The sequence below is a fragment of the Streptomyces sp. NPDC126510 genome (assembly GCF_040302345.1).
In the GTDB taxonomy this organism is placed as follows: domain Bacteria; phylum Actinomycetota; class Actinomycetes; order Streptomycetales; family Streptomycetaceae; genus Streptomyces.
Genome location: NZ_JBEORR010000021.1, coordinates 95,955 through 112,552, shown reverse-complemented (window position 1 = coordinate 112,552; position 16,598 = coordinate 95,955). Strand labels below are relative to the sequence as shown.

The 16,598-nt window shown below is 69.1% G+C and carries 13 protein-coding genes and 6 pseudogenes; 9 read left to right on the top strand and 10 right to left on the bottom strand.

All coding sequences use genetic code 11. The features are described 5' to 3' along the window. Nucleotides 1–9: 9 nt before the first annotated feature. Complete coding sequence (locus ABTX60_RS27550) at nucleotides 10–801, bottom strand: IclR family transcriptional regulator (RefSeq protein ID WP_352099701.1); 792 nt, start codon at nucleotides 799–801, stop codon at nucleotides 10–12. 55 nt (nucleotides 802–856) lie between these two features. Continuing rightward, nucleotides 857–1,729, bottom strand: coding sequence for a formyltetrahydrofolate deformylase (gene purU / locus ABTX60_RS27545; protein ID WP_352099700.1), 873 nt, complete (start codon nucleotides 1,727–1,729; stop codon nucleotides 857–859). 193 nt (nucleotides 1,730–1,922) lie between these two features. On the opposite strand from purU, the gene ABTX60_RS27540 reads away from it, so the two are divergent. Continuing rightward, on the top strand, nucleotides 1,923–3,065 hold the full coding sequence (locus ABTX60_RS27540) for an aromatic ring-hydroxylating oxygenase subunit alpha (RefSeq protein ID WP_352099699.1): 1,143 nt from the start codon (nucleotides 1,923–1,925) through the stop codon (nucleotides 3,063–3,065). A gap of 3 nt (nucleotides 3,066–3,068) precedes the next feature. Next, a pseudogene (locus ABTX60_RS27535) lies at nucleotides 3,069–5,364 on the top strand (FdhF/YdeP family oxidoreductase). A gap of 639 nt (nucleotides 5,365–6,003) precedes the next feature. Here ABTX60_RS27535 and ABTX60_RS27530 read toward each other — a convergent pair. Further along, nucleotides 6,004–6,873: an NUDIX hydrolase gene (locus tag ABTX60_RS27530; protein ID WP_352099698.1), complete on the bottom strand. Its 870-nt coding sequence runs from the start codon at nucleotides 6,871–6,873 to the stop codon at nucleotides 6,004–6,006. A 96-nt stretch (nucleotides 6,874–6,969) separates the two neighbouring features. On the opposite strand from ABTX60_RS27530, the pseudogene ABTX60_RS27525 reads away from it, so the two are divergent. Together ABTX60_RS27525 and ABTX60_RS27520 are read left to right on the top strand one after the other, a co-directional pair. After that, nucleotides 6,970–7,302, top strand: a pseudogene (locus ABTX60_RS27525) (NAD(P)-binding protein); the annotation flags it as partial. 998 nt (nucleotides 7,303–8,300) lie between these two features. Further along, complete coding sequence (locus ABTX60_RS27520; RefSeq protein WP_352099697.1) at nucleotides 8,301–8,507, top strand: hypothetical protein; 207 nt, start codon at nucleotides 8,301–8,303, stop codon at nucleotides 8,505–8,507. Nucleotides 8,508–8,608: 101 nt separating this feature from the next. Here the strand turns inward: ABTX60_RS27520 and ABTX60_RS27515 are convergent, their stop codons facing one another. The 4 genes and pseudogenes from ABTX60_RS27515 to ABTX60_RS27500 form a co-directional block, all read right to left on the bottom strand. After that, on the bottom strand, nucleotides 8,609–8,911 hold the full coding sequence (locus tag ABTX60_RS27515) for a hypothetical protein (protein WP_352099696.1): 303 nt from the start codon (nucleotides 8,909–8,911) through the stop codon (nucleotides 8,609–8,611). Nucleotides 8,912–9,010: 99 nt separating this feature from the next. Next, the gene (locus ABTX60_RS27510; protein ID WP_352099695.1) at nucleotides 9,011–9,490 is read right to left on the bottom strand and encodes a hypothetical protein; all 480 of its coding nucleotides are present in this window, start codon (nucleotides 9,488–9,490) and stop codon (nucleotides 9,011–9,013) included. A 13-nt stretch (nucleotides 9,491–9,503) separates the two neighbouring features. After that, a complete protein-coding gene (locus ABTX60_RS27505) occupies nucleotides 9,504–9,680 on the bottom strand; it encodes a hypothetical protein (RefSeq protein ID WP_352099694.1) in 177 nt (58 codons plus the stop codon). Nucleotides 9,681–9,882: 202 nt separating this feature from the next. Then, nucleotides 9,883–10,400, bottom strand: a pseudogene (locus tag ABTX60_RS27500) (hypothetical protein); the annotation flags it as partial. Between the two features lie 15 nt (nucleotides 10,401–10,415). Here ABTX60_RS27500 and ABTX60_RS27495 point away from each other — a divergent pair. Continuing rightward, nucleotides 10,416–11,111 (top strand): IMP cyclohydrolase, encoded by a 696-nt coding sequence (locus tag ABTX60_RS27495; RefSeq protein ID WP_352099693.1) that lies wholly within the window; start codon nucleotides 10,416–10,418, stop codon nucleotides 11,109–11,111. Nucleotides 11,112–11,449: 338 nt separating this feature from the next. On the opposite strand, the gene ABTX60_RS27490 is transcribed toward ABTX60_RS27495, so the two are convergent. After that, nucleotides 11,450–12,361: a LysR family transcriptional regulator gene (locus ABTX60_RS27490; protein ID WP_352099692.1), complete on the bottom strand. Its 912-nt coding sequence runs from the start codon at nucleotides 12,359–12,361 to the stop codon at nucleotides 11,450–11,452. A 72-nt stretch (nucleotides 12,362–12,433) separates the two neighbouring features. Between ABTX60_RS27490 and ABTX60_RS27485 the strand changes: the two genes are divergently transcribed. Together ABTX60_RS27485 and ABTX60_RS27480 are read left to right on the top strand one after the other, a co-directional pair. Next, entirely contained in the window at nucleotides 12,434–12,838 is a 405-nt protein-coding gene (locus ABTX60_RS27485; protein WP_352099691.1) for a RidA family protein, read from the top strand. Continuing rightward, on the top strand, nucleotides 12,835–13,215 hold the full coding sequence (locus ABTX60_RS27480) for an antibiotic biosynthesis monooxygenase family protein (protein WP_352099690.1): 381 nt from the start codon (nucleotides 12,835–12,837) through the stop codon (nucleotides 13,213–13,215). Before ABTX60_RS27485 ends, ABTX60_RS27480 begins: the two co-directional genes overlap by 4 nt. A gap of 37 nt (nucleotides 13,216–13,252) precedes the next feature. Here the strand turns inward: ABTX60_RS27480 and ABTX60_RS27475 are convergent. After that, nucleotides 13,253–13,405, bottom strand: a pseudogene (locus ABTX60_RS27475) (Ku protein); the annotation flags it as partial. A gap of 86 nt (nucleotides 13,406–13,491) precedes the next feature. Here ABTX60_RS27475 and ABTX60_RS27470 point away from each other — a divergent pair. Further along, nucleotides 13,492–13,809 (top strand): annotated as a pseudogene (locus ABTX60_RS27470) (transposase); the annotation flags it as partial. Nucleotides 13,810–14,288: 479 nt separating this feature from the next. Here ABTX60_RS27470 and ABTX60_RS43300 read toward each other — a convergent pair. Next, nucleotides 14,289–14,489: pseudogene (locus ABTX60_RS43300) on the bottom strand (IS630 family transposase); the annotation flags it as partial. 1,095 nt (nucleotides 14,490–15,584) lie between these two features. Here ABTX60_RS43300 and ABTX60_RS27465 point away from each other — a divergent pair. After that, the gene (locus ABTX60_RS27465) at nucleotides 15,585–16,583 is read left to right on the top strand and encodes a YdcF family protein (protein ID WP_352099689.1); all 999 of its coding nucleotides are present in this window, start codon (nucleotides 15,585–15,587) and stop codon (nucleotides 16,581–16,583) included. Nucleotides 16,584–16,598 lie beyond the last annotated feature (15 nt).

The following is a 16,598-nucleotide window of genomic DNA, read 5'->3' as shown; positions in this document are numbered from 1 at the left end:
GGCCAAGCCTCAGCCCGTGTAGCCGAGCCGGCGGCTGAGTTCGTCCGCTCCCGCGACGAGCACCTCTGCCAGTTCGTGCATCCGCCCCTCGGTCATCCGGAAGGCCGGCCCCGACGCACTGAGGGCGGCGATGACCTCACCCTCCTCCGAACGCACGGGCGCGGAGAGGGCGTTGAGGCCCTCCTCGTACTCCTCCATCGTGATGGCGTAGCCCTGCTCACGGGCGTCGGCGAGGTCCGCCTCCAGCTTCTTCCTCGAGGTCACTGTGCGCGGTGTCATACGGGGCAGGCCGGTCTCGGCGAGGAGCTCGTCGCGGTCCTCGCGATCGAGGTGGGCGAGGAGGATCTTGCCGCTCGACGTGCAGTGCAGCGGCGTCTGCCGTCCCACCCAGTTCTGCGCGGCGATGGCCGAGGTGCTGCGCACCTGGTAGAGGTTGATCGCGTGGTGGGACTCGAGCACGGCGATGTTCAGCGTCTCGCCCACTTCGTCGACGAGACGCTCGCAGATGTCCCGTCCGTGGCGGGTGACGGCGATACGGCCCGTCACGGCTCCGGCGAGGCGCACGACTCCGAAGCCGAGACGGTACTTTCCGCGCTCGCTCTCCTGCTCGACCATCCCGTGCGCTTCCAGCGCGCCGAGCAGACGGAAAGCGGTGGACTTGTGGACGTCGATCGCCGCGGCCACTTCACTCACGCCCGCCTCGCCGTGCTGGGCGAGGATCTCCAGCACGGCGACAGCGCGGTCAACGGACTGCACTCCGCCACTCGGAGCGCCTGCGGACTCGGCACCGTGGTTGCTCATGGCGAAACCCTAGGTGAAATGGTCAACGGGTGTGAGGGGGCGGAGGTCGTTTTCCTCAGCGGAAGACGACCGTACGGTTGTCGTTGACCATGATGCGGCTCTGACTGTGCCATTCCACCGCCCGTGCCAGGACCTGCGCTTCCACGTCGCGCCCCAGGGCGACCAGGCTGTCCGGTCCCTGTGAGTGGCTCACACGGACGACGTCCTGCTCGATGATGGGCCCCTCGTCCAGGTCCGGGGTGACGTAGTGGGCCGTCGCTCCGACGAGCTTGACGCCGCGCTCATGCGCCTGGACGTAGGGCCGGGCGCCCTTGAAGCTCGGCAGGAAGGAGTGGTGGATGTTGATCGCCCGGCCTTCGAGCTGCTTGCACAGGTCGTTCGACAGGATCTGCATGTAACGGGCGAGGACCACCAGGTCGATGTCCAGCTCCTCGACGAGCTCCAGCAGCCGCGCCTCCGCCTCGGGCTTCGTCTCCCTGGTCACGGGCACGTGGTGGAACGGAATCCCGTAACTCTCGGCGAGCGGCTCGAAGTCCCGGTGGTTGGAGACGATCGCCGGCACCTCGATGTTCAGCGCGCCGGTACGGCAGCGGAAGAGCAGGTCGTTCAGGCAGTGCCCGAACTTCGACACCATGATCAGCGTGCGCGTCGGGGTCGACGCCTCGTACAGCTGCCAGGAGATCCGGTACGCCTCCGCCACCGGGGCGAAGCCGGACTTCAAATCCTCCAGCGACATGCCCGGGTCCGTGACGTCGAAGTGCACCCGCATGAAGAAGCGGTCCTTGAGCCGGTCGTCGAACTGCTGGCTCTCCTGGATGTTCCCGGAGTGCCGGACGAGGAAGCCGGTGACGGCGTGGACGAGGCCCGAGCGGTCGGGGCACGACAACGTGAGGACGAACTCGCGGCCGGTGGTGAGTCCGAGAGACACTGAGCCCTCCCTGAGGGAAGTGCGTATTGCGCAACAGTGGGACTGATACGCAACATGGTCCCGGCTGCGACAGCCCGTGGTCAAGGTCTTGACAGTGTTTCGGGTGGACTGCACTGTGAGTTGCGTAGCAAGAGGCTCGTTGCGCATGAGGCAACCACTCGCCCGACCGGGGCGCTTCACTCCGAGGTGAACCATGACCACGACCGGCCTGCCGGACAGTCTGATCGCCACCCTTCCCGGCGACCACTACACGGCCCCGGAGATCTTCCGCCTGGAGCAGGAGCACATCTTCGAGTCCATGTGGTTCTGCGCGGTACGCGCGTCGGAACTGGCGAAGCCGGGTGCGTTCCGGACCGTGGACGTCGGGCGGGAGAGCGTCCTGCTGACCCGCTCGCGGGACGGCTCCGTCAAAGCCTTCTTCAACGTGTGCCGGCACCGGGGCGCCAAGCTGTGCACGCAGGACTCCGGCGAGGTGAAGCGGGCCTTCCAATGCCCGTACCACGCCTGGACGTACGACCTGAACGGCAAACTCGTCGCGGCCCCCAACCTGACCAAAATGCCCGACATCGGCCGCACCGAGTACGGCTTGGCGAGCGTGGTGGTGCGAGAGTGGCTCGGCTACGTGTGGGTGTGCCTCGCCGAGAACCCGCCGCCGTTCGAGGAGTCCGTGATCGCCGACGTGGTCGCGCGCCTGGGCGACATCGAGTCCATCGAGCGGTACGACGTCGCGAGCCTGGAAGTCGGCCGGCGGATCGTCTACGACGTCAAGGCCAACTGGAAGCTCATCATCGAGAACTTCATGGAGTGCTACCACTGCGCGACCATCCACCCGGAGCTGACCGAGGTACTCCCGGAGTTCGCAGACGGCTACGCCGCGCAGTTCTACGTGGGGCACGGCGCCGAGTTCGGCGCGGACGTCCAGGGCTTCACCGTCGACGGCTCGGAGGGCCTGGACCGGATCCCGGGCGTCACCGAGGACCAGGACCGCCGCTACTACGCCATCACGGTGCGCCCGCAGGTGTTCATCAACCTCGTCCCCGACCATGTGATCTTCCACCGGATGTTCCCGGTCGCGGTCGACCGCACGATCGTCGAGTGCGACTGGCTGTACCTGAAGGGCGTGGTGGACAGCGGCCGGGACGTCAGCCGGTCCGTGGAACTGTTCGACCGGGTCAACCGGCAGGACTTTGACGCCTGCGAGCGCTGCCAGCCGGCCATGAGCTCCCGGCTGTACGCCAAGGGCGGCGTACTAGTGCCCAGCGAGCACCACATAGGCGAGTTCCACGACTGGGTCCAGGACCGCATCGGCACCCGCGCGAACCTCGCGGAGCACTAGCCGATGGCCCGCAAGGCACCCGCCGAGGACCCCGGCGACTCCCGCCTGCGCGTGGGCCCACCCCAGGACCACGCCGCGGGCGTCCCCGCCGTCACCTCCTCCCTGCGCCACGCCCATGCCCAGATGGGCGTCCGCCGCAGTCTGCTCACCCTGCTGAGCGTCAACCAGAAGTCCGGCTTCGACTGCCCCGGCTGCGCCTGGCCCGAGCCCGAGCACCGCCACCGCGCCGAGTTCTGCGAGAACGGCGCCAAGGCGGTGGCCGAGGAGGCCACCCTGCGCCGGGTCGGCCCCGGCTTCTTCGCCGATCACACCTTGACGGACCTGGCCGCGCGCAGTGACTACTGGCTCGGCCGGCAGGGCCGCCTCACGCACCCCATGTACCGCCCCGCCGACAGCGACCACTACCGGCCGGTCTCCTGGGACGAGGCGTTCGCCGTCATCGCCCGGGAATTGCGCGCACTCGACTCACCCCACCGGGCCGCCTTCTACACCTCCGGCCGGGCGAGCAACGAGGCCGCATTCGTCTACCAGCTCTTCGTCCGGCTCCTCGGCACCAACAACCTGCCGGATTGCTCCAACATGTGCCACGAGTCGAGCGGTTCGGCCCTGACCGAGACCATCGGCATCGGCATCGGCAGCGTCCGGCTGGAGGACCTGTACGAGGCCGACCTGATCCTCGTCGTCGGACAGAACCCGGGCACCAACCACCCCCGGATGCTCTCGGCACTCGAAACCGCCAAGGACCGCGGAGCCCGCATCATCTCGGTCAATCCCCTCCCCGAAGCGGGCCTGCTGCGCTTCAAGAACCCCCAGCGGCCCTCCGGCGTCCTGGGTGGCGGCACCCAACTCACCGACCTGTTCCTGCAGATCAGGCTCGGCGGCGACCAGGCCCTCTTCCAGGCCTTCAACCGCATGCTCCTGGAGGCGGAGGACGACGCCCCCGGCACGGTCCTCGACCATGACTTCATCACCGCGCACACCCACGGCTTCACGGACTTCGCCGACCAGGCGCGCGAAGCGTCCTGGGACGACATCCTGGAGGCCACCGGCCTGTCGGCGCAGCAGATCCGGGAGGCGTTCGAGGAGGTCCTGGCCGCCGAGAAGATCATCGTCTGCTGGGCGATGGGCCTCACCCAGCACCCGCCACTCGGTGCCGACCATCCGCGAGGTCGTCAACTTCCTGCTGCTGCGCGGCAACATCGGACGCCCCGGCGCCGGACTCTGCCCGGTGCGCGGCCACTCCAACGTCCAGGGCGACCGGACCATGGGCATCCACGAGAAGCCGGACGCCGCCTTCCTCGACGCGCTCGGCGCGGAGTTCGGTTTCGAGCCGCCGCGCCCCCACGGCCACGACGCGGTGGAGACCATCCGGGCCATGCGGGACGGACAGGTACGGGTCTTCGTCGCCCTCGGCGGCAACTTCGTCTCCGCCGCCCCGGACACCGAGCTCACCGAGCGCGCACTGCGCAACTGCGAGCTCACCGTGCAGATCTCAACCAAGCTCAACCGGTCCCACGCGGTTGCCGGCCGCCAGGCCCTCATCCTGCCCTGCCTGGGCCGCACCGAAGCCGACCTGAGGCCCGCCGGAGAGCAACAGGTGACCGTGGAGGACTCCATGGGCATGGTGCACCTCTCACGCGGCCGCCTGACACCCGCCTCCGACGCCTTGCTGAGCGAGGTCGCGATCATCTGCCGGATGGCGGACGCGGCCCTCGAAGGCGACGGTCCGCACGTGCCCTGGACGGACTTCGAGGCGGACTACGACCGCATCCGGGCGAGAATCGCCCGGGTGATCCCCGGCTTCGAGGACTTCAACACGCGCGTGCGGACACCGGGCGGCTTCGCCCTGCCGCACCCGGCCCGCGACGAGCGGCGCTTCCCCACCAGGACGGGACTGGCCAACTTCACCATCAACCAGCTGGACGTTCTGCGCGTCCCGCCGGGGCGGCTCCTCCTCCAGACCATCCGCTCACACGACCAGTACAACACCACCATCTACGGCCTGGACGACCGCTACCGCGGTATCCAGCAGGGCCGCAGAGTGCTCTTCGTCCACCCGGACGACCTCGCCGCCCAGGGCCTGACCGAAGGCGAACCGATCGACATCGTCAGCGAGTTCTCCGACGGGGTCGAGCGCCGGGCACCGTCCTTCCGGACGGTCGCCTACCCCACGCCGCACGGCTGCTGTGCCGCCTACTTCCCCGAGACCAACGTGCTCGTTCCGCTGGACTCCACCGCGGACATCAGCAACACGCCGACGTCCAAGTCGATCGTGGTCCGGCTGGAACCGGCGCACTGACCGGCCTGCCGGCCACCTCCCGCTCGCCCAGCGCCGCGGTACACCCACCGCCGTGGGCGCCGCGGCCCGGATTGGCTTTCCACCCGCTCCGGCAAGCCGCCGAGGACCTCGGCCAGGCCGCCCGTCGGCCATCGAGCAGGCGGCGCCGACCTCACCCTGAGGTCGTCGGCAGCTGTGAGCCGCAGAAGCGCACCGCGGCTGTCCGTGATTGTCCTTCGTGCGGCGCTTGGGCCGAGAACCCTCACGAGCGGACAGTGTGGCCCCGGCAGTCCGTTGCGGAGCCGAGCGGAAGCGGCCACGCACCGCAAGGTCAACGCCGAACTCAACGGTGATCTCACGGGGGAGGGGAGCTTGCGCAGCCGGCCGAGTGTGGTCCGCACCGCCGCCGTGACCGGCTGGCGGCTTCCAGGGTGACCGGCAACTCGCGTACGGCATCGCCTACACGGCCGGCCTCGCCGGCCCGTCCCCCAGGGCGGTCGGCTGCTCGACCAGGAATCAGCCGCCGTCCGGCAGCGGAATCCGAGTCACAGGTGTCACCATGCACCGTTGCCTCTCGAGCCAGCCCCCGAACGACGCCACCAGCTGCACATGCCGATCCCGGGTGCGCCGTAGGCGTGAGAGGCGAGATCAGGCTGGCGCTCAGCTCCACCCCATCTCGGTGTACAGCCGCCCGCTCCGGATCCCCTCGATCGCCGTCCGTGTGTACGCCACCGTCGGCTCCGGCAGCGCGTCCACGGGCCACCAGCCCCAGGCGACGCACTTGTCGGGCTCCCTCACCTCCGGCTCGCCCTGCCAGCGCCGAGCCCGGAAGACGAGCTGGATCCGCGGTCGCCTGCCCGGGCCGTGGGACATGTGGACGGCGTGCGCGAACTCGATGTCCTGGGCGTCCAGGACCAGCCCCGTCTCCTCCTTCGCCTCCCGGATCAGACAGGCGACGGCGGACTCCTGCTCGCAGTGACCGGCCAGGAAGTGGTGCTGCAGCGGTGCGAACGCCGAGTCGGGGTGGCGCAGCCCGAGCAGCACGTGGCCGTCGCGCTCCAGGTACAGGTGGACGCCCAGGACGTTCGGCACGGCCTGCTCACCACTGACCGTCGCAGCGGCGGGAGCGGGCACCGTACCGTCCGCCTGGTGCCTTGCGATGACGTCCGCCGCCCAGGGCGCCATCGTCAGCTGCGCGGTGGTCGCGGCGTCGAAGAAGGCGAACATGATGCCCTCGGTCACCGGCAGCCGCGAGGGGTCGCCGTCCCAGCGGCCCAGGAACACCGTGATGTGGTTCTGGAAGACCGTGTAGGGGACGAGACCGTCGATCCGCAGCCCGGTCTCCTCCAACAACTCGCGGGCGATCGCCTCCTCGGGGGTCTCCGCCCCCTCCCGGGCGCCTCCCGGCAGGGACCAGGTCCCCGGGTCGGAGATGGGCTTGTGGGCGTCGCGCAGATGGAGCAGATACTGCCCCTGCCGGTTGACCAGCAGCGCGGCGGTCTGGGTGGGGTCGGGGAGTTCACTCGTCACCGGGACAGTCAACACGGCGCGGCCGGCGTGCGGGCCGGAACGCCGGATAGGCCCCCGGTCGGCCGGGCCTGTCTCTGGCCGAGGCGTGATCACCGCGTGTTGCCAAGAACCCAAGCCCGCACTCGAGGGACACCGCGCCTACGACGCCGCCACCGTGGGCGGCGGCCACAACCGCTTGGTCGCCGCCGCCTACCTGGCCCGCTCCGGAAGGCCGTGCCGGTGCTTGAGCGACTCGACCACACCAGGGGCGCCGCCGTCTCCACCCGCCCCTTCGTCGGCGTGGACACCCGGCTGTCGCGGTACTCCTACCCGGTCGGCCTGCTGCCGGAGAAGATCGTGCGGGACCTGGATATGGACGTCCGTGTCCGCGGCCGGACGATCTCCTCGTACACACGCGTCGAGCGCGCGGGCCCGCCCACCGGACCCCTGTGGGCGGCGGCGCCGTCGACCAAACGCTCACCGACCGGGGCTTCCCTCCCCGTATCGTCCGTGCCGACATCGCGCTTCGCCCGTACTGCGCCGAGCAGCCTGCGCGGCGTCCGTATGCTCCCGGTCATGAGATTTTTACGGCGGCGTGGCCGAAGCGACGCCCAACGAATGACCGGAACGCCTGTGGCGGAGGCCAAAGCCCTTTACGAAGCCGGGCGTTACGCGGAGGCGGAGGCCGAAGCCCGTGCCGTGGCCCGATCGCGGCCACGCGACGACGCGTACGCAGCTGTGGCGCTGAACATCGCCGCGCTCGCGACGGGCGCCCAAGGCCGCCACGCCGAGGCACTCGCCACCTACGACGAAGCGCTGCCTGCCTTCAGCAGGATATTTGGAGCCGATCACTGGCTGACCATGAAGCTGCGCTCGGACCGCGCCCAGCAGATGATCTCGCTCGGGCAGCACGCCGAGTGCGAGGCGGAATGTGCGGCGGTCGCCGAGGCCGCGGGCCGCGGTACCGGCCCGGAAATGTCATTCCTGGCAGCGGCAGCCCGCAACGGGCAGGTCTTCGCCCTCAATGCGCAGGGGCGCCACCAGGAGGCGGAAGCACTCGCCCGCGAGGCCCTGGCCGCCCATCGCGTACGTGACCGGGTGTCCCTCGTCCTGCGACTCGGCCTGGCTCGCAGCCTCAACGGCCAAGCCCGCCACGAAGAGGCCCTCACGGAGGCGCAGGCAGCCGGCAAGCTATACCGCGCTCTGCCCGATGACCAGCGCCATCCAGACACGGGGGCCGTCGAAGTGGTCCTTGCTACTGCCCTGTTGGGGTTGCGACGCGTTCCCGATGCCCGTCGCCAGGCTGCAGCCGCTCATGATGCCTCCCTGGCCTCCTTCGGCCCGGACCACCGCCGCACCGTCGAAGCCCGAACGCTGCTCGAGCACATCGACGGCACTTGACCGTAGGCGCAGCGGCCCCCGCTCGGGGCGAGTCGTAGGCGCCGGCCATGAACGTGCCGACCGTGATGCGTGAGGCGGACCGGCGGCTGGCCAAGCGGCCGGCTGCCGGCGCCTCGCCCGCCCTGAACCGGGTGCCGTCGCTGGCGGAGGAGGCAGCGGAGGAGACCAAGCTGTGGTGCGGTGCGGCCGCGGTGATGGCCGCACCAGGCTGCCGGCGGGGCCGCAAGCTGCCGCCGAGGGCCTGGCCGCTGTAGCGCTCGCGCAGCTGGTGGCCAACGGCGTGGACAAGCAGCCGGCCACCCGCTCCCGGCCCCCGAAGCAGTGGTTCCAGGCCAAAGGCCCGACGAAAAGGGGCTCACTGGTCGCGCAGGCGGACGCTGGTGACGGCGACTGCACACGCGGCGCATGCCCACACCGCGTGCACGGTCCAGGCTCCGCCGACGGTCCATGGGAACGCCACGGGGGAGTAGTCGACATCGACGAGCCGGAAACACGCACGGTAGGGAAGGGCGTGCCCGGCCACCGCCGACCAGCGGCGGCCGTCGGTCAGGAACAGGGCCAGCACGAGGAGGACCACCACCGAAGTGACCATGGTGGAGACGGTGTGCCGGATGACGACGCCGAGCGCGAGAGGATCGGCGGGCAGCACGAGCCGCACCGGCCGAGATGGTTTTACCCCGCCCGGCGGGGCCGGAGGACGGCGAAGGGGTGCGGAGGTTCGGGTGAAGCAACCTCCGGGCACCTTCCGCGACTGTCGTTACTTGCCGGCTGCCGGATCGCCGTCGCCGAGGCCGATCCACCAGTGTCCGTCATCCTTGACCAACAGCAAGTTCTGCCGCTGGCCGGTCTCCTCGTACGCCACCGTCACCGGGTTGAAGTAGTCGACGGACCCCTCCAGCACAGTGACCTCGACCTGCCCGCTCGCTGCTTCGCCGTACTCGCGCACATACTTGGCTGCGGCCGGTCCGGGCTGTTTGTAGGCCGGCCCGGCGAGCTCGGCGAGTCCCTTGGCGTCGCCGTCTTTGAGCCGTTGCACATAGATCCGGATGAGGGTGTCGACATCCTCGGCCGTCTCCTGTACGTCGGGGTACGCGGACTTCTCCGCACGCACCGTCACGTCGACCTTCGGTGAATTGGCCAGGGCATAGGGTGCCCGCAACCAGTTCCACCACACCGCGGCGGCGATTCCGGCCACGACGAGTACGCCACCGCACAGCTGGATGACCCGCTTCTTCATACGCATCTCCCCCTCAGTACCAGTTTGGCTTGACGCGGATGATCGGGTGATCGGTTCCCTTGTTGGAGCCCGTCAGGTACTCGTCGAGCGGCTTGTCGAGCCGGTTCTTGTTGTGGGCGGTGACGTAGGCCCTGCCGTGGCCAGTCGAAGAAGACGATGTCGCCCTCCTTGACAGCGGATTGGTTCTCACCGAGCTACTCACGCATGACCGCGCCGCCCCGCAGTGAGCAGACCGGCGATCGCCGCACCTGCCGCCTGAGCGAGAGAGGTGGTGCGGCCGACGTACTGAAACCGTTCATGGTCGTCGTACCTGCCGAGCAGTAGCGTGCGGAAGGGGGCAGAGAGCCAGTGATCTGGCCGACGACCACGTAGCTCGTCTCGCGGACCTTCGGGGAACTGGCGAAGTCTGCGAGCGTGTGAAGTCGTTTCCCCGTAGGCCGATCCTCGGGTTGACGTGGTTGGAGGAGCCCGGGCCCTTGGTGGTGTGCGGTCACGTAAGTCTGATCCAGCTCGCTCTGCTCACCGTCCACTCAGGCGAAAGGACGGCCGCCTGCGTAGTCCACCAGCGGTCCGGTCTTCGAGCGGACTACATCAGGGCGCTATTGGAGCAGGGCGTCACCGAAGCCTACGAGGGAAAGTTTTGAAAGGCCGAGGACCGGTGCGATCCACCAGTTGGCGTCGTCCAGCCATGTGGTGGCCCGGCACAGCTCGAAGCCAAGCTGGAGCAGGATTCGTCCGTCTCTGGGGTGAGCCGGACTCGCAGAGGGCGTCGTCGGGACGCCTCTCCGGCTTGGCTGCACAGGGATTGATGAGGGCCCGGCCATAGGGCGGTAGAGCTGCCCAGCCGAGACCGACGCCGGTGCGGTTGGATGATGTTGCGGAGAACCGCTCTTCGCGTTCGAGCAGACAGAGGAGTGTGCGGCCCGTGGATCAGGTGCACGAGGTTGTGACGGGGAACCGCTATCCGGGGCGGGGTGTGCTGTGGGCGAGGACGCTCAGCGGCGCACTGTGCGGTGGGTACTTCCTGACTGGACGCAGCGCGGCTTCCAAAGCCCGCGCCGTTCTCCGCGGCGAGGGAGAGCTGATCGTCTCGCCGACCGGTGAATCGGAGCACGATCCGCTTCGGCACTATGTCGCGGCTCGCGAGCGGGGCGGGTGGCTGGTCTTCGGCAATGGCGAGCAGGTAGCCGTGGTGTCTGACCGCCTGCAGGAAGCTCAAAGCCCCGTCGATGCTCTGGGCGGGTTGGAGTACGAGCCTGACCCGCCGATCTTCACGCCCCGTATCACCGTGGTGGCGGATCTTCGCTCGGCGCGGGAGGCGTGGTTCGGTGCCGCGCGACGGAGCCGCGGCGGCAGGACTGCGGCGGACGTGCTGACGCTCGCGGTTCGGGATCTGGAGCCGGGGGATGCAGTGCTGATGACGACGTATCGCTCCGACGGCCACGTGGTCGCGACCGGCGAGCCGTTCTTCGAAGTCAGGACCGGTGCTGCCGACCAGGACGAACTTCTTGAGGAGCTGTGGGGTGCGCTGGACCCGGAACTCCGCGTGGCGGTGGCCGTCTTCGAGCCGGGACGGCTGGCCGACGCCGCCATCCGCCACGAGGTGTCTGCTCGGGTGTGATCAGCCGCCGGGAGAGGCGAGCTGGGCTTCGATGTCGGCGACGGCACCGGCCTGCGACGCGGCATGCTCCTGATGGTGGTTCTGCCAGCGGCCCTCAAGAGCTTTGTCCTCAGCGCGATGTAGCTGACCCCGGCGCCTGAGTCGGGCAAAACCCGGAAATCATCCACCCTGCCGTGTTCGGCGATGAATTCTTCGGCCAGGTCGAGGAACGTCGGGGCCGCATGGTCGATATGCAGCTCGATAGCGGACGGAGCAGTGGCCGGACCGGTACCTGCACCACCTGCGGACGCCACCTGCCCAGTCCTCGCAGAAGCCGCAGCCCAGAACCTGACGAAGCACTACCAGGTCCTGTCCAGCGGATCTTGGCTGATCGTCGCCAGCAGGTGTGCAACCAGGGGATTAGGGTCGTTCTCGCGCCAGGCGACGGCCACTCGTGTACGGGCGGTGTTGGGTTCGATCCTGCGGAAGGCGACGCCTTTGAGGCGGATGCGTCGGATGCCCGCCGGGGCCAGGGATACGCCCAGGCCGGTTTCAACGAGGGCGCACACGGTTTGCCACTCCACCGCGTGCTGGACCACCTGCGGTGTGAACCCTGCTGCGGTGCACAGGCCGATGATCTGGTCGTGCAGTGGCGGGCCGACCATGCGGGGAAGCAGCACGAAGGGCGAGTCCGCCAACTGCGCAATTTGTACAGACCGTTGGGCTGCCAGACGATGGGTGGATGGCAGCACGGCCACGAAAGGCTCGCTGAGTACCGTCCTGAAGTCGAGGTCTGTCTCGTCGGTGGGGGGTTCGCGTAGAAGACCGATGTCAATGATCTTGTCATGCAGGGCAGCGATCTGCGGAGCGGTCGTCATCTCGCGGATGTCCAGGTGCACTCCAGGAAACTTGTGACGGAAGGTGCGAAGCAGGCCGGGCAGGATCGTCAGGGCGAGGGAGGCGGCGAATCCGATCCGTAGGCGGCCGGCCCGGCCACTGCCGACGGCCCGGGCTGCGGCCAGGCCGGCCGAGAGGTCGGTGAGTGCCCGCCGGGCGGCGGGCAGCAGTTCGCTGCCGGCTGGGGTGAGGGTGACCCGCCCCGGGGCGCGGGTGAACAACGCGTGGCCGACCTTGTCCTCCAGGCGGCGGATCTGCTGGCTCAGCGGTGGCTGGGCGATGCCCAAGCGGGCGGCCGCGTGGCCGAAGTGGAGTTCCTCGGCGAGCACGACGAAGGCGTGCAGCTGCGGTAGGGGGAGTTCGGGGCGCTCCATATGCTTAGAGATATCAGACCGTGCATGCGACCGTATTAGACGTATCAGTGCTGGTCATTTAGCGTTCGGCGCATGACAGAGCGACGCGCGATCCTCAGCGGCTCGACCTTTGAGGGGCAGATCGGCTATGCCCGTGCTGTGGTCGACGGCGACTGGGTGCATGTGTCCGGGACGACCGGGTTCGACTACGCCACCATGACGATCTCCGACGACGTGGTGGAGCAGGCCGAGCAGTGCCTGCGCACTATCGAGGCCGCCCTGGCCGAAGCGGAGTGCACCTTCGCCGACGTGGTGCGTGTGCGCTACCTACTGCCCGACCGCGAGGACTTCGAACCCTGCTGGCCGGTCCTGCGCCGCTCCTTCGGCGACGTTCGGCCGGCCGCCACGATGCTCATGTGCGGTCTCGCCGACCCGCGGATGAAGATCGAAATAGAGGTGTCCGCGCGGCGGCGCTTCCCCCTCACGGTGGCGCCATGAGCCATCACTCGGAAGCGCCCGTTGCGCCCGTCGAAGCGTATGAACCCCCGTACTACGTGGCTGTCTTCACTACGGTGCGAACCCAGGACCAGAGCGGCTACAGCGAGACCGACACCCGCCTGGAAGACCTGGTGAAGGACATCCCCGGGTACCTGGGGATGGACCACGCGCAGACTCCCGGCGGGCTCGGCATCACCGTCAGCTACTTCCGCGACGCCGACGCCCTCACCCAGTGGCGGACCAACGCCGAGCACCGCGCGGCGCAACAGCGCGGGCGAACCGAGTGGTACCAGAGCTACACACTGCATGTGGCGAAAGTGGAACGCAGCAACGGGTTCACGCGAGCGCAGGACCCGCAGCGCCCGACAGCAGGCTGACCAACCAAGACCACCTCGACGACCGTCCCGCCACAGCCTCGTCGGGCCAGCGGATGGCGTGCAGAACGATCACGTCGTCCCGAACCCGCACCAGACCCAGCCGCTCACGGCCGGACCGGGCGTACTTCGCGGCTACCTTCGCCGACCGGGCCAGAGCCATGCGCGGCAGCTTGTACGGCTTGGCCGTCAGCGGGCGACGCTCGGGGCGGCTGTCGGTGGCCGGGCTGATCGCGATGCGGCGGCTCCCGCACCCGGCTGTGCCACCGCCTGCGCGTCCACCAGCTCGTCAAAGCGCCGATCGTGCTGGTGTGGGACCGTTTGAATACCCACGTCTCCCACGCTATGCGTGAGTTGATCGCCGAGCGTGCATGGCTGACGGTGTTCCTGCTGCCCGCCTACTCGCCCGACCTCAACCCCGTCGAGGGGATATGGGCGCACGTCAAGCGCAGCCTGGCCAACCTCGCCGTAGCCGCCCTCGACCGGCTTGAGGCCCTCGTCCGCAACCGACTCAAGCGTCTTCAGTACCGGCCCGACACCCTCGATGGCTTCATAGCGGGCACCGGCCTGGCACTCGACGAACGAGCGTCACGCTGACGAGCCGAAGTCAGTAACGCCGAACAACCCGGTGAACCTTCCCGGTCACAGCACTAGCTTCGCCTCATGGACGCAGGAGACTGGAATGCACTCAGCACGGGCGCCGTATCTGTGGGCCTCTTGGCCTCGTAGCAGTGGCGGCGAAGTGGTGGAGGCCGGTGTGCTCCGACCTCGACGCGCGGGTGACGCCGCTGGGACGGCAGGCCTAGGTGCCGGCCTTGGTGCCGACTTCGTCCGCCAGCGCGAGGACATCTGCGGTCCTCTGCTGCAGCAAGCGGCTGGAACCAGCTGCGGCAGACGCAACGTACGAGGCGTTTCTACCTCTTCTTCCCCTTGATCAGGAAGAATGCGATGACAGCGCCTCCGAGGAGCAACATGACGATGGTTGCTGGCCAGTTGTCTGTTATCGCCGCTGCCTGTGGGTACATTTTTCCTCCTGCATAACCTCTCCGGCCAGAACTCCGCCAGCCCGGTACGCTCCTCGCCGCGGTCCACACCTGGTCCTCCACCCAGCCATGCGCGGACGGCCCTTGCTCCAGATACCCGGCCAGCTTCTCCAGACAACGCGGGGACAGACGACACCGCGATCCGCTCGGGCCACGGGAGGCCAGAGCCTGCGCGCCGCCGTCCCGCGTCAACTGCTGCCACAGATAGGCCGACTTCAAGCGCACCCGCAGGCGCACCTCACACACCACGGAATACAGCCACCACCCGAAGACCTTCAGGGATTTCGCGATGATTCACCCTGACGAGCCGAAGTCAGTAGTGAGCTGGTAGCCCCTTGCCCACCGTACCCGCCCTGTCTGGCTCACTCTGGTCGCAGGGCCTGGCGCATGCAGCGGAGGCTGTTCAGGTAGCGGCGGCGCATGCACAGGACCCAGGAGCACAACGCGACCATGCCGACCGCAAAGAGAAGCGGGAAGGCGAGGTGAGGGACCCACTGACGGCCCCCAGGACCAGCATGCCGACCGCGATGAGGCCATGGCGCCGAGCCAGTACGGCAGCCACTTTCCCGCCCGCTCCACCTGGCTGAGCTGCTCGGCGACCAGTCGTCGCATGGCCGCCTGCTCCTCGGCGTCCTCCGGCACCTCATGGTGGCGGATCTTCCGGTTCAGATCGGCGAGTCCGCCCGCGTCGGTGCCCACGGCTCGGGCGGCCCGACGGCGCGGGACGGCCAGGACCGCGACGGCGACCCGGGTGCAGAGAGCGCTCTGGAAGACCCAGACAGCCGGGTGCTCGTCCCTGCGGATCAGGGCCGTGGTGCCCAGGCCAAGCAGGAAGACCAGGGTCGCCTGCGCGGTCAGACTGCGGTCGAGTAAGCGCTTGAGTGAGAGCACAGCGCAGACCTCCTCGTAGGGAAGTCGGGACAGCGTCGTCGTCTCACGGATACCCCGCGTTCGCTTGCTCATCGAGGCCGTGCGCTGTCAGGTGGCGGCACATTCTCGGCTGGATCGTGCCGTGTTGTGTCCGTGCTGCTCGGTACGGCTTCGGCGACTGGCCGATGCGGAGGGGGCTTCGGGGTGGGTAAGGCGAGCCGGGCAAGGGGGAGCGCAACAGGGACAGGAGCGGGCAGCGGACCGCAGCTGCTGCAGCACTGGCGGCGCACCGCGTGCGGGAGCAGAACGCACTGCCGCCCGCCCGCGTTCGGCGCACCACAGCAGGTCTGGGAGGATGGCCGGCAGCCGTCCGTGCCGGGTCCGGGAATCTGCGGGCGGCGAGAGGCGGGCGGGTTCGGGTAGCGGCCCGGCGGGCGGGAGAGCGGAGCGGTGCGGCACATGCCGGAGTACCCGGAGTACCTCGCCGCGGTGGTGTTCGCCGCGGGCGGCGTCGTCAACGCACTGCTGGCACCGCACCGGTTCTCCAGCGCCGTCCTGTTCTGCCTCGCGGTGACCTCTGCCGGGCTCGGCGTGGCCGGTCGCAGTGCGGCAGCTCACCCGACCATCGCCACCGTCCTCGCCGTCGCTGCCCTGCTCCTGGCGCTCGCGCTGGGCCTGCTGCTGCTGGCTGACGGCGTCCTCCTGGTCCGGCGCTACGGACCGCAGGCAGCCCTGCTGGCGACCGGGGCCGCCGGCTGCGCGGTGCTGGCGGTGCTCGGCTTCGATGCGGCCTTCCACGCGACCGGCGGCGAGGCGTTCGGTGCCCTCGTGGTCGCGGTGAATGCGGCCGCGGGATACCTCACTCTGCTCTTCCTGGTCTTCGCCGGCTACGTGTTCGTCCGGGGCCGTAGCACCCCCCTGCCGGGAACCACCCATGTCATCGTCCTGGGCGCCGGGCTCAACGGCGACCGGCCCGGCCCGCTGCTGACCCGCAGGCTGGAGCGCGCCCTCGCGATCGACGCCGCCCGCGCACCGGACACGCCTCGTGTGATGTTCGTCGTCTCGGGCGGCCAGGGCGACGACGAGGTCCGCTCCGAGGCGGACGCAATGGCCGAGTATCTCCGCGGACGCGGAGTGCCCGCCGACCGGATCGTGCGGGAAGACCGCTCCGTCAACACCGGGCAGAACCTCCGCTTCAGCGCGGCCCTCGTGGACGGCACCACTCCGGGCCACCGTGCCACGGTGGTCACCAGCTGCTTCCACGTCTACCGCACGACGCTGCTGGCCCGCCGCGTCGGCGTGTCCGTGCACGTCGTGGGCGCGCCGACCTCCCCCGCCTACTGGCTGGCCGCGACACTGCGCGAATTCGCCGCCATCCTGTGGCTGGACCGCCTCCTCCTGATCGGACTCAGCCTGCTGCTGGCAGTGCCGGTGGCGACGGCGGTCTTCGAGCACTGAAGCATTGGCCGCTGA